The following is a 12,310-nucleotide window of genomic DNA, read 5'->3' on the forward strand; positions in this document are numbered from 1 at the left end:
GCGGTTTACCGAGATGGCGCGGGGTGGAGCAGCCCGGTAGCTCGTCAGGCTCATAACCTGAAGGCCGCAGGTTCAAATCCTGCCCCCGCAACCAAATCAAAAAAAAAGCCCGCGAGACCGAAAGGTCGGCGGGCTTTTTGTTTGTCTCGTAACGGCGCGACGAGTTGAGCGCCTCAAAAGCGGCCCGCAAGCAGGCGCAAGCCGACGAAACGGCACAGAAATGAACGCGAAACCAACTCTGTGTTTCGGCCGTCGGGAGTGAAAGTGCCGGTCATTCTGCCATCAGGCCCGAACCGCACGGCGACACCAAGAAGATGACCGACGATATCATCAAGGCCCTGCACGCGGCAGGCTTGTGCGATCACCGAACGCGTTGGTAGCTGATCTTTCGTTGGAGCCAGCAGCCGACGGTCAGGTCGGTCACGATACCGCCTGCGTCCCGATGGGCCTGAACCGACCAATCGCCAGGCGGGGCGGCGTCCATCAAGCGCCTTGTCGTTATTGTCCAGATTTCGTCGGAGAGCGGATATATCGGCTCCATCGGACCAGTGCCCAACATGCCTTCGAAGACCGCGTAGGTGGCGCCGTCGCGGGTCTCGATCCCGAGATAGGTTTCCAGTTCCTCCGACCAATAGCGTCCAGCAATCCCGCCTCGGCCGGCCCATTTGACAGGGGGAAGCGAGCGGGCGACCACGTCTAGGTTTTCGCTCTGGCGGCGCATGACCTTCCTTTTGAAGCGTGAGCCCTTGGTCATGGGCGACACCGTCTGCGGTGACCATAACCCCTGCCGCCGACGGCGCATAATGGAGCTTGACGCCGGGCGGATCCTGAACGGTTATGACGACCAGCCCTTGTTCGTCATTCAGTCAAAGTCCGTCCCAATCTTCGGCGCGGACAGGCTGGGGACTGGTAACGCGGCCGGGAGCCGCGTCCAGAAGGGCTGTGGCGGCCGAGAGTGTGCTGGTGTCATGGTTGAACATCAACACCACCGAAAGCCGCTCCGCCGCCGCGTGCAGCCACTGAAGCCGCGCAGACCGCTGCCAAGATCGGTCACCTTGATGCCGCCGACGTCATCCCAGCGCAGGCCATACCCGTAGCTGGCGGGAGATTCGTCGCGAAAAGTCACCGGGGCCGACAAGCGGTTGTAGAGGCAGCTCGGGTCGTCGATATGGGTTTCCCAGGTCTGCATGTCGTCGAGCGAGGCCGCAATACCGGCATCGCCGAACCCGTGGACGCCGTTCTCAGCCGACAGGAAACCGTCGTCGTTGCCCTCCGTGAGAGTAGGCAGCCCATGCGCGGTCGGGATGGGAACGGGTGCGGGTGTCTGAGATGGCTGCTGACCGAGATCATGCGGATCGACGGTGAAAGCACAGATGCGAGGTAGGTTCGGCAATTGCCAGAAAGGCGAGCAGATCCTCTTTCGAGAGCGCGGCGCAACCCGCAGTCGGCGAATAGGTCGGTCGGGCGACATGCAGAAAGATCGCGCTGCCCGCGCCGGCGACCGGCGGGTCGTCATTGTGTCCCAATACGACAACAACGTCATAGAGATCGTCCTGTCGCCAAAGCTCTTCATGGCTCGCGGCGAAGGGTAGCTTCACCTGGCGATTGTAGTCTGGGTGCGAGGGGGCGTCGCACCAGCCGTCCAACCTGTCGATCTCATGGCAGGGGAACCGCGTTGTCGGCTTGGCCATCCGGTCTGCCCGGTAGAAAATCTGGCGGATCGGCCAACGGCCCATGGGGCTGACGCCATCGCCCTCGACCTTGTCTGTATGCAAGCCGCCGCGGCCAACGGCGCAGCGCCAGCGCTTGTCTCCAAATGTGGCCTGCCAGCCGTCCCCGTCTCGCGAAACGATCAGATCCACGCTCAGCTCCTTCCTTCTTGAAATCTCACAGACCCAGGGGAAAATGACACGCGACTGGCCGGCCGCCCTGATCGGACAGGGCCGGTTCCTCCGTCCTGCAGATCGCCTGAGCGTAAGGACAGCGCGTCTGAAATCGACATCCGGTCGGCAAGTTCATCGGGCTCGGAATGTCGCCGACGAGCAACGGCTTTTCGCGGTTCCGCTGATGTGGATCGGCGCGCGGAACCGCCGAAATTAGAAACATCGTGTAGGGGTGACGCGGATTGGAAAATATCTCCTCCGTCGTGCCGACCTCCACCATCCGCCCCAGGAACATCACGCCGACGCGGTCAGCGAACTGGCGAACCACGCTCAAATCGTGCGTGATGAACAGATAGGTCAGCTTCAGCTGCTCCTGAAGATCGCGGAGCAGGTTCAGGACCTGCGCCTGAATCGAGACGTCCAGCGCCGAAACGGCCTCGTCGCAGACCACGAATTCAGGGCTGTTGGCGAGAGCGCGGGCGATGCCGATGCGCTGCCGTTGCCCGCCGCTGAACTGATGCGGGTAACGGCGCAACAAGGTTCGCCGCAGCCCGACCATGTCGAGCAGTTCGCCGCAGCGTTCCTCGATCTGGGCCTCTGTTCCGAAGCGGTGCGTGCGCAGCGGTTCGGCCAGAATGTCCTTGATCCGCATCCGGGGATTGAGCGAGGCAAACGGGTCCTGAAAGACGATCTGGAGCTTCTTGCGCATCGCCCGCATCGCTGAATCGTTCAGCGCGTGAAGGTCCTGGCCGCGATACCGCACGGTGCCTGCGGTCCGGTCGAGGAGCCGCAGCATGACACGGCCAAGCGTGGTCTTGCCGCAGCCCGACTCGCCCACCAGCGCGAATGTCTCTCTCTCGTAGATATCCAAACTGACGCCGTCCACGGCACGGATCACCTGATCCCGTCGGCCGAAGAAACTTGTACCGATAGGATAGTGCTTGCTAAGCCCGTCGGTTGAGATGAGGACTTCGCTCACAGCTTTCCTCCCTGTTTGTCGTGAAGCCAACAGCGGGCCTTGTGACCATTGCCGAGATCCGTCAGTCCGGGTTGCTGCACCCGACAGATGGGCATCGCGTCCCCGCATCGGGGATTGAAACGACAGCCCGTGGGAAGTTTGGCGAGGTTGGGCACCACACCCGGAATGCTGTTCATGCGTTCCGCCGAGCGCTTTTCCGTCGCCTTCGGGATCGATGCGAGAAGTCCGCGCGTATAGGGATGCGATGGCCGGTCGAAGAGGTCGAAGACGTTGGCTTGCTCGACGATTTGGCCCGCATACATCACGTTCACCTCGTCGCACATCTCTGCGATGATACCGAGATCATGGGTGATCATGACGATCGCGGTGCCGACCCTGTCGCGTAGCGCCATCATCAGCCGCAAGATTTGCGCCTGTGTCGTCACATCCAGCGCGGTCGTCGGCTCGTCCGCGATGAGAAGCTTCGGTTCGCAAATCAGTCCCATGGCGATCATCGCCCGTTGCCTGAGACCGCCCGACAGCTGGTGCGGATAGACGTCGAGACGCGCCGCAGGTTCCGGTATGCCCACCGTTTCGAACATGTGCAGAACCTTGTCGCGGATAGCACGCCGACCGAGATTCGTGTGAATCGAAAGAGGCTCTCCGACCTGCTGGACCATGGTTCTCACCGGGTTCAGGGATGTCATCGGCTCCTGGAACACCATCGATAGTTGACGGCCGCGGTTGCGCCGCAGTTCTTCGGCGTTCAGCCGTGTCAGGTCGGTGCCGTTCAGCATAATGCTGTCGGCGCTTACCTTTCCCTGGGGGGATGCCACCAGCCCCATCAGCGACAGCGCCGTCACGCTCTTGCCGGAGCCGGATTCTCCCACCAGTCCCACTATTTTGCCACGGCCGACGTCGAACGACACGCCGTCGACAACCTTGACGGAGCCGCGCTGGGTCTGGAATTCCGTGCGCAGGTTGCGCACGCTTAACAATATGCTCTGATCTGTCATCGCAGCGCCCGCTAGTCTTTCATGTAGGGATCGAGCGCGTCGCGCAGCCCGTCACCGACAAAATTGAACGCCAGCACCGCGACCAGGATTGCCACCCCCGGAATGATCGCGACCAGCGGTGCCGAGAAGAGGTATTCCTTGCCCTTTGCCACTAGCAACCCCCAGCTCGCTTCGGGTGGCTGGACGCCCACGCCGAGGAAGCTGAGGCTCGATTCCCACATGATCGCCTCGGGAATGCTGAGCGAAAACAGGACGATCAGCGTCGGGATGACATTGGGGAAGAGGTGGCGAACCATGATCGTCACTTTGCTCGTGCCGTTCGCGCGCGCCGCCTCGATGTATTCCTTCTCCTTGAGGGCGAGCGTTTGGGAGCGCACGACCATCGCCACACCTGCCCAGCCGACGAGGCTCAACGCGATGAAGATGTTGAAGAGGTTTGCGCCCAGCGTGTACATCACGACCATCGCCAAGAGCAGCGACGGGAAAGCGAGCATGGTATCGGCCAGGCGCATGATGAGGACATCGGTCTTGCCTCCGAAATATCCGCTGATGATGCCCATTACGGCCCCGATCACCAGAGAGATGAAGCTCGGCACGATGCCGACGACCAACGAGATCCGGGCGCCATAGAGAATCCGTGTCAGAAGATCCCGGCCAAAATTGTCTGTCCCGAGCCAATAGGTGGTGGACGGCGGCAAGAACTGTTCGTCCAGCGCGACGCGATAGGGATCGTGGGGGCTGATAAGCGGAATAAAAATCGCAACGAAGACCAGAGCGCCGACCAGGATCAGCCCGATCACCGCCATGCGGTTTCTGCAAAAGACCCTGACCGTCTCACGAAAGAAGCTGTCGCTCTCGCTCGTATCGGCAAAGTCTTCCGTTGTTTCGGAAAATTGCGTCACTTCGATCCTCCCTTCATTTGGTATCGAATGCGGGGGTCGAGAATGGAGTAGAGAATATCGGCAATCAGATTCCCCATAATGACAAGGGTAGTCGCAAAGAGGACCGACCCTTGTAGAAGCGGCATATCGCGCGCCTGAATGGCGTTGACGGAGATGCGGCCGACGCCGGGAATGCCGAAGATCGCTTCGGTGATGACCGCGCCGGACAGAAGGGTGGCAACCTGGATCGCCATGATAGCCACCACGGGAATGAGCGCGTTCTTGAGTGCATGCCGCTGAATTACCAGGATCTCGCGAAGTCCCTTGGCCCGGGCCGTTCGGATATAGTCAAGGCGCATCACTTCCAAGAGGCTGGATCGAGTCAAACGGGCGATCACGCCTGCGGAGCTCCACCCCAGAACCATGGCGGGCATGATCACATATTCGAAGCCGTAGAACCCCGATACCGGCAGCCATTTCAGTTTCAAGGCGAAGATGTACTGCATCAGCAGGGCGGACCAGAAGATCGGCATCGACACGCCCAGAAGCGAGAAGCCCATGAAGAAATGGTCGAGCTTGGAGCCCCGCCGAACCGCCGACAGAATCCCCACGGGGATGCCGATGACCCAGGAAACGATCGCCGCGCTGGCTGCGAGGAGGAGCGTATTCGGGAAGGCGTGGAGTATGAGTGTCGTCACGTCCCGGTTGAGCTTGATCGACACGCCGAGATCGCCCTGCAGCGCGGCGAAAAGGAACCTGAAATACCGCGTGAGCAGCGGATCATCGAGGTGCATCTGGGCACGTACGCGGTCGATCACGTCGGCGCTCGCATGTTCCTTCATCATCAGCGCAATGGGATCGCCGGGGATCACATTGAGCATGATGAAAAGCAACGCCGTGATGGCGATCAGAACGGGGATCGAAATCGCGATGCGCTTTATCACGAAGATCAGCATCGAAAGAAATCTTTCATTGGGTCTCACTGAGGCGAGAGCTGCAAGGAGATACCTGCCAGAGAAGGCGCACTGGCGACAAGCGCGCTCAGATGGGGCGGGCACCGATGAACAACGCCCGCCACCTCGAATGCCTTATTCGACTTCCATCTTATAGTAGCTCATGTCGCTCCAGCCGTTCCACGGCACCACGAAGTTCTTCACCCGCGGCTGCACGACGTAGGCGTGATCGAGGCTGAACATCGGCACCCAGGCCGCGTCTTCCTGCACGATCCGATCGGTCATCTTCTGATAGAGTGCGCAGCGTTCCTCGGGATTGGTCATCGACCGTGCCTTGTCGAGAGCCGCGAAGACTTCAGTATCGTTGTTGTTGTAACCACGAACCGCTGTCCCGCTCTTGCTGAAGAACGTGTAGAAGAAGTTGTCCGGATCGTTGAAGTCAGCGGACCAGTTTTGCGTGTAGTTGTCGACCGTCCCGGCCTTGCGGCTCGCAAGATAGGCCGACTCGTCCATCGTGTTGATCTGGACGTTGAAGCCGGCTTCCTTAATCTGGGCCTGAATGATCTGGTTCATGTCAGACCATTTCGAAGACCAGCTGCTGACCTGCGCAAGCTTGATGTCCACGCCGTTGGGATAACCCGCTTCGGCCAGAAGTTGCTTGGCCTTGCTCGGATTGTATTCGATGGGCGTGGCGGCGGCGTAGCAGGTAAGGCCACGCGGCATCACGCCGTTTTCAACCATGCCCTTGCCGTAGAAATTCTTCTGGAGAATTTCCTCGCGGTTGATGGCCATCTGGAATGCCTTGCGGACGCGCACGTCGTCAAAGGGCTTCAGCGCCTGGTTGATGTGATAGTAGTACATGCCGACGCGCGGACCCGCCCGGACCTGGCCCTTCCACTGATCGCTGCTGGTGAAATAAGGCAACTGCGTCGGAGCGTAGTCAACGTCGAAGACGTCCAGTTCGTCAGATTCAAAGAGAAGCCGCAAGGTCTCCGAATCTGCGACAACGCGGATGATGATCTGGTCGAGCTTGGGACGACCACGGTAGTACTGGTCGTTGGCTTCGAGAACCTGATTGTCGTTCAGATTGTATTCCGTCAACTTGAACGGACCAGTGCCGTTGGTCGTTTCAGGCGTGAGACCGTACTGGTCGCCCAACGGTTCGGTGAACTTCCGATTGTAGATCGAGGCGGCCGGGGCGGCCATAAGAGCGGTGAAGGCCGCGTAGGGGTCGCGCAGAATGATCTTGACAGTGTATTTGTCTACCGCCTGCAATCCACGGACGGTGGTGGCCGTGCCGTCCAGACGCTCCCTGGCGCCATCGACGAAGTCGAGAATATCGGTGCTAAGGGCCTTGGTCTTGGGGTCGAGCATCCGGTCGAAGGTGTAGACGACGTCATCGGCCGTCAGTTCCTCGCCATTGTGGAAAAGGACTCCCTTGCGCAGATGGAACGTATAGGTCTTGCCATCCTCCGAAACTTCCCAGCTCTCGGCGAGGCCGGGCACCAGCTTCGATTGGCCAGGGCCGCTCGTTTCCGCTTCGATAAGCCGGTCGTAAACATTCAGCGGCAGGGTGTAGAAATCCTGCGTCATCTGCACGTCGACGGTCTTCGGATCCTCTTGGTAGGCGATTCGCAATACGTGATCTGCCGCCAGTGTGGGCGAGGCCAGGGCAAGCGTGACCAGCCCCGTCGCCATTAGAAATTTGACCTTATTAAGCATTTGTCCGTCCTTCTTCCTTTTTCTTGGTTCCCCATCCGGGTCGACGTGCACGACGAATGTCGCCGCGTGCCTCCCCGACTGTTCCGTTTCCGGATCAGTTTCCAGTTCAGTTTGTGCCGATTGTCACCGGCGTCCTGAGCGCCTCGTCCGAGACCGGTTGAGCTGACCTGGTCGCTTCCTGCCCTTCCGGAACAGGAAACTGCCACCTTCCCGCTTGCTCGAGCCTCAGCATCTCGCTGATATTTTGCCTACGCCGTATCGTCCGGAACCGGCTGCCCTCCACGAGGACCTCGGCCACGAGATCACGGGAGTTGTAGGTCGAGGCCATCGACGCGCCATAGGCGCCGGCGCAATCGAACGCCAGCAGATCGCCCGCGCGCATCTCGCCAAGTCTATTATACGTCCCGAATTTGTCGGAGCTTTCGCAGATCGGACCTACGAGGCTGTAGTGATGGGAGGCCCGATCCGTGCGCGGCACGTGAAGGGTTAAAACGGGATGCTGCGCGTCGTAAAGCGCCGGACGCATCAGGTCGTTCATCCCGACGTCCAGGATGGCCATGGGCCCGCTTTGCATTTCCTTGAGGTAAAGAACCTCCGTCACCAGTAACCCCGCCCGTCCGACCAGCCATCGACCGGGCTCCACAGTCAGTTGGCAGCCAAGGTGGCCGACTGTCTCGGCAATGATTGCAGCATATTCTGCGATGTCGGGACCCGGCGTGTCGTCCGAGGCGATGCCTATCCCGCCGCCAAGATCCAGACGCGGCACGACCAGTCCTCTCCCGCGCATGAACATTACCAGCTCGGCCATTGCCGAAAAGGCACGTCGGAACGGCGACATGTCGTGAATTTGCGATCCGATGTGAACGGCGACGCCCAACACCTCGAGTTCCGGCATCGCCGCTGCCTCGGCATAGAGGTCGGCTACATCGCCGATCGGGATTCCGAACTTACTGTCCTTGGTTGCCGTCGTGATCTTTGCGTGTGTCTTTGCATCGACGTCGGGATTCACGCGAAGCGTGATCGGCGCGCGCTGGCCAAGTCCTCGAGCAACCTCGGCCACTGCGGTGATTTCAGCGGCCGACTCGACGTTGATCTGGTGGATGCCGACCTCAACTGCGCGGGCAATCTCGGCGCGCGTCTTTCCAACCCCGGAGAAGATGATCTTCGATGCCGGCACTCCCGCGGCGAGGGCGCGCTCAAGCTCTCCGCCGGAAACGATGTCCATGCCGCAACCAAGTTCCGCCAGCAAGCCAAGCACGGCGATGTTGCTGTTGGCCTTGACCGCGAAACAGATCGAAACGCCGATCGGGTTAACGGCAGACGCGAGATACTTGTACGCCGATCGGATGGCATCTGCGGAATAGCAGTAGAAAGGGGTCGGCACGGCCCTTGCCACGGCGCTAAGACATACATCCTCGATATGCAGGCCGCCAGCCTGATAGACGAGCCACTTCCGGTCTTTTCCCAGGCGATTCGGCGGTTCCGTATGTTTTGTCATCAGCCCATCACGAATAATTGCATCAGCGGTTCCTAATGAGCGGATGATTCCAGACCTCGCGATGCTTGGGAAATAATTGCTAAAGCCGTCTTATTCAGATTTGATATGCAAATTGCTGGAACCTCGACCGGTCAACGACGGGAACGGTGGTATCTCCGAGGCGGGAAAGAGAAAGAACGGAACGATGCGGCTCAATCAGCGTCAGATGGAGATTTTTAACGCCATCATGATCAACAAGAGCATGACCGCGGCTGCGGCGGCCTTGGGGACATCGCAACCAACGATAAGCCGCGAGTTGCGGGATATGGAACAGCGGATCGGATTCGAGCTGTTCTTGCGCTTCGGCAAGCGCCTGACACCGACGAACCAGGCGCTGCTGCTGCATGAAGTCGTGCGCCGCGCCTTCGTCGGCATGGAAGAAATTAGTCGGGCCGCGTCCGCGATCCGAACGCACAATGCCGCGAACTGCCGGGTCGCGACCATCCCCGCCTATGCTGAGGCGATCCTGCCCCGTGTGGCGCAACGGCTCCTGAAGCATCGCCCCGCGGTTCATTTGTCCCTTCATTCCCTCGAGGAATTGTCGCTGCAGCATGAGATGACCACGACCGTGTTTGACCTGGGGGTAACTGAAGGCCGGTTCGAACATCAGGGAGTTATCTCGCAGCGCATCGAAGTTGGCGACCTGGTCTGCGTCTTGCCGATTGGTCATCCGCTTTCGTCCAAACCGGTTCTCGAGCCTGCCGATTTCGATAGTGTCCCGTTCGTCTATTTTTCGCAGGATGACCCGTATAGACGGAAACTGGACGACATCTTCTTTGCAGCGGGCATCTCGCGTAGCTACGCGGTTGAAACAACGACTGCGGCAAGCGTCTGTTCAATGGTTTCAGCCGGAGTGGGCGTATCAATCATCAATCCGCTGACCGCCGCGAACTATTTGGGCAAGGGCGTGGTCCTGCGAAGGTTCAGCGTCGGCGTCCCCTACGCGCTCGCCGTCTGGCGTCCGGCCCGAAAAACGGGTTCGGCAGTCGCGGAAAAATTCACCGCAATCCTAAAAGACGTTGCCAACGAGATGCGAGCAACCTTGCAGTCTGCGATGGACAAGGGCTAGGCAACCGCGTTCTCATCGAAACGATCTGAACCGCACGCGACAGCGCCGGAAGAGCCGCACCGATAGGGTGACGAAGCGAATGACCGCTGGACCGTATAACAGAATGGTTGCGTAAAGCTCAGGCATGGCGCTGGGATTGCAAGTCTCGGTGCGATCAGGCCCCCGCAACCATCTTTACTTGCGATGACCCCGCCCCTAAGGCGGGGTTTTTCGTTTGTGCGGAAATCGTAAGGATTCCAGCAAGATCGCCCTGAACGTCGATCTCCACCTTGCCCTCCACCGGCCTCAGCACGATCGTGTCCACCACGAAGCGCAGTATGCTCGCCGCCTCGATCCGCTTCTCCTTCTCTTTGTAGCGGGCGTAGATCGCGACCTTCAATGCACCTCTCCCTTCGGCATCAGGAGGTGCGTTTCCCCCGTCGCCTCATCATCTTCACTTCTTCCGCGAAGCACTCCCGCGCTGCCTGCCGTGCCAGAAAGTCGACCAGACCCAGAAAGCGCGGATCGGGGTTGCCACGAGGTGTAAAGGTAAGTTCCAGTTCGTCGATCAGCAAGGATTCGAGGAGCTCTTCGCGCTCTCTTCTTGACATCTTCGCTTTGTTGCCGGGTGGGTGCAAGGTCATGCCCTGCAGAATTCGCGTGAGGATCAGTATAAGCAACTGAAATTAAAGGCGTATATTCGGCGGTGGACGGCGTGCCTTCGGCGGCTACGGCAAAGCTTGGCGCACTTCCGCGTGCCGCAGCATATGGAAAATACTGGCGCCAACGCGCAGTATTGTTCTGCATTACTGCTTTATGGCGCGAGTCTCGTGGCATCGCTGACATCCCTTGTTTATGATGTTAATATCGGCTATATATCAGGATATAGAACGGAGACCCGTCATGAGCAATGCCGCACAGAAGAGAGCAATCGAGAATTATCGCGCACGGCTGACGCAGCGCGGCTTCAAGCGCTTCGAGGTCCTGGCGCTAGAATCCGACCGCGAACTGATCCGGTCGCTTGCCCGCCAACTAGCTGAAGAGGGGCCGGAAGCGGAGCAGGCGCGGGCGGCGGTCAAGGCCCTCGTCGCGAGTGAGCCGCCGAAATCCGGCGGTATCCTGTCCGCCCTCCGCCGCTCGCCTCTGGTCGGCGCTGATGTCGATCTGTCGCGCCCCCGCGAGGAAGGGCGCAGGGTCGAGCTGTGACGCGTTATCTCCTCGATACAAACATCATCAGCAATATCGTCAAGCCGCAGCCCTCGGAAGCGCTGTTGGCATGGTGGATCGAACAGAAGGATGAGAACCTGTTCGTCGCTTCGCTCACCATCGCGGAAATCCGGCGCGGCATTCTGGAGAAGCCGCGCGGCAAGAAGCGAGACGCCCTTGATGCCTGGTTCTCGGGGCCGGAAGGTCCGCAGGAGTTGTTCGCCAACCGTATCCTTACGTTCGACGACAAGGCAGCTTTGATCTGGGCGCGATTGATGGCCGAAGGCAAAGCCGCAGGTCGTCCGCGCAGCGCACTCGACATGATCATCGCTGCCGTCGCCGGTGCTAACGACTGCGTGGTGGTCACGGACAACGGAAAAGATTTCGCCGGTATCCAATTCGTCAATCCTATGAGGGATGGCAACTGATGTCTTCGTTGGGTGACAGATTCTCGGGAGAGAGGCATGGCTGAAACGCAGATCGAGTGGACGGATTCGACTTGGAATCCAGTTGCCGGGTGTTCGATTGTGACCGCTGGCTGCACGCATTGCTATGCCATGGAAATGGCTAAACGCCTCGAGGCGATGGGCGTGGAGAAATATGCGGGGCTGACCCGCAAGACTGGACGGTGAACTGTCTAAAATGGCGTGGTACGCGAGGATCGGGAGGCGCTGTCGATTCCGCATCGCTGGTGCAAACCCCGAAAGATCTTCGTAAACTCGATGAGTGACCTGTTTCATGAGCAGGTCAGCGACGCCTTCATTCTCGAAGTTTGGCAGGTGATGCGCGAGACGCCGCGCCACAACTATCAAATCCTCACGAAGCGGCCCGACCGAATGACGGAGCTGGTTTCCGGCAAGATTGGCGAAGTCCTGCCAAACGTCTGGCTCGGCACCAGCATTGAAAACGCGGATGTCGTCAATCGTGTTGAGCATCTGCATAGGGCGCCCGAGTCGGCGGGCTTTTTTGGCGTTCTGGGGCAGAACAAAGCAACGGCCGGTGTCAATTAGGAGTCAAGAGGGTGTTTGATTAGTAAGATTAGTATTGTAACGGGTGGCGGTTAATGTCCTGTCTGGGGGCGCCAAGTTGATCCTATGTGCGGACAG

The 12,310-nt window shown here is 59.5% G+C and carries 14 protein-coding genes, 1 tRNA gene and 1 pseudogene; 5 read left to right on the forward strand and 11 right to left on the reverse strand.

All coding sequences use genetic code 11. The features are described 5' to 3' along the window. Positions 1-17 precede the first annotated feature (17 nt). A tRNA-Met gene (locus C6558_RS37175) sits at positions 18-94 on the forward strand. 267 nt (positions 95-361) lie between these two features. Here the strand turns inward: C6558_RS37175 and C6558_RS37185 are convergent. From C6558_RS37185 to lysA, 9 genes are all read right to left on the reverse strand, one after another. After that, on the reverse strand, positions 362-754 hold the full coding sequence (locus C6558_RS37185) for a hypothetical protein (RefSeq protein WP_057208415.1): 393 nt from the start codon (positions 752-754) through the stop codon (positions 362-364). 225 nt (positions 755-979) lie between these two features. Then, the gene (locus C6558_RS37190; RefSeq protein WP_057208413.1) at positions 980-1,393 is read right to left on the reverse strand and encodes a hypothetical protein; all 414 of its coding nucleotides are present in this window, start codon (positions 1,391-1,393) and stop codon (positions 980-982) included. Continuing rightward, positions 1,347-1,862 (reverse strand): L,D-transpeptidase, encoded by a 516-nt coding sequence (locus tag C6558_RS37195; RefSeq protein WP_025431471.1) that lies wholly within the window; start codon positions 1,860-1,862, stop codon positions 1,347-1,349. The genes C6558_RS37190 and C6558_RS37195 overlap by 47 nt, the downstream gene beginning before the upstream one ends. Positions 1,863-1,887: 25 nt before the next feature. Beyond that, entirely contained in the window at positions 1,888-2,862 is a 975-nt protein-coding gene (locus C6558_RS37200; protein WP_025431470.1) for an ABC transporter ATP-binding protein, read from the reverse strand. Continuing rightward, positions 2,859-3,857: an ABC transporter ATP-binding protein gene (locus tag C6558_RS37205; protein ID WP_107028704.1), complete on the reverse strand. Its 999-nt coding sequence runs from the start codon at positions 3,855-3,857 to the stop codon at positions 2,859-2,861. The genes C6558_RS37200 and C6558_RS37205 overlap by 4 nt, the downstream gene beginning before the upstream one ends. A gap of 11 nt (positions 3,858-3,868) precedes the next feature. Then, complete coding sequence (locus tag C6558_RS37210; RefSeq protein ID WP_025431468.1) at positions 3,869-4,759, reverse strand: ABC transporter permease; 891 nt, start codon at positions 4,757-4,759, stop codon at positions 3,869-3,871. Continuing rightward, complete coding sequence (locus C6558_RS37215; protein ID WP_057208409.1) at positions 4,756-5,694, reverse strand: ABC transporter permease; 939 nt, start codon at positions 5,692-5,694, stop codon at positions 4,756-4,758. Before C6558_RS37215 ends, C6558_RS37210 begins: the two co-directional genes overlap by 4 nt. Positions 5,695-5,826: 132 nt before the next feature. Continuing rightward, complete coding sequence (locus C6558_RS37220) at positions 5,827-7,413, reverse strand: ABC transporter substrate-binding protein (protein WP_057208407.1); 1,587 nt, start codon at positions 7,411-7,413, stop codon at positions 5,827-5,829. Positions 7,414-7,519: 106 nt separating this feature from the next. After that, positions 7,520-8,911 (reverse strand): diaminopimelate decarboxylase, encoded by a 1,392-nt coding sequence (lysA, locus tag C6558_RS37225; RefSeq protein WP_082523644.1) that lies wholly within the window; start codon positions 8,909-8,911, stop codon positions 7,520-7,522. A gap of 184 nt (positions 8,912-9,095) precedes the next feature. Between lysA and C6558_RS37230 the strand changes: the two genes are divergently transcribed. Further along, positions 9,096-10,019, forward strand: coding sequence for a LysR family transcriptional regulator (locus C6558_RS37230; protein ID WP_025431465.1), 924 nt, complete (start codon positions 9,096-9,098; stop codon positions 10,017-10,019). A gap of 154 nt (positions 10,020-10,173) precedes the next feature. On the opposite strand, the gene C6558_RS37235 is transcribed toward C6558_RS37230, so the two are convergent. Together C6558_RS37235 and C6558_RS37240 are read right to left on the reverse strand one after the other, a co-directional pair. Further along, positions 10,174-10,398: a hypothetical protein gene (locus C6558_RS37235; RefSeq protein WP_057208405.1), complete on the reverse strand. Its 225-nt coding sequence runs from the start codon at positions 10,396-10,398 to the stop codon at positions 10,174-10,176. A gap of 19 nt (positions 10,399-10,417) precedes the next feature. Beyond that, a complete protein-coding gene (locus C6558_RS37240) occupies positions 10,418-10,678 on the reverse strand; it encodes a hypothetical protein (RefSeq protein WP_234908109.1) in 261 nt (86 codons plus the stop codon). 223 nt (positions 10,679-10,901) lie between these two features. Here C6558_RS37240 and C6558_RS37245 point away from each other — a divergent pair, with 223 nt between their 5' ends. The 3 genes and pseudogenes from C6558_RS37245 to C6558_RS37255 all read left to right on the forward strand — a co-directional run bounded on the left by C6558_RS37245 (position 10,902) and on the right by C6558_RS37255 (position 12,214). Further along, positions 10,902-11,204 carry a hypothetical protein gene (locus tag C6558_RS37245; protein ID WP_057208403.1) on the forward strand — a complete coding sequence of 101 codons (303 nt, stop codon included), beginning with the start codon at positions 10,902-10,904 and terminating at the stop codon, positions 11,202-11,204. Then, entirely contained in the window at positions 11,201-11,632 is a 432-nt protein-coding gene (locus C6558_RS37250) for a PIN domain-containing protein (protein WP_057208401.1), read from the forward strand. The genes C6558_RS37245 and C6558_RS37250 overlap by 4 nt, the downstream gene beginning before the upstream one ends. 36 nt (positions 11,633-11,668) lie before the next feature. After that, positions 11,669-12,214, forward strand: a pseudogene (locus C6558_RS37255) (DUF5131 family protein). Positions 12,215-12,310: the final 96 nt, after the last annotated feature.

Source organism: Ensifer sp. NM-2 (assembly GCF_003024455.1).
Classification (GTDB): Bacteria; Pseudomonadota; Alphaproteobacteria; order Rhizobiales; family Rhizobiaceae; genus Ensifer; species Ensifer canadensis.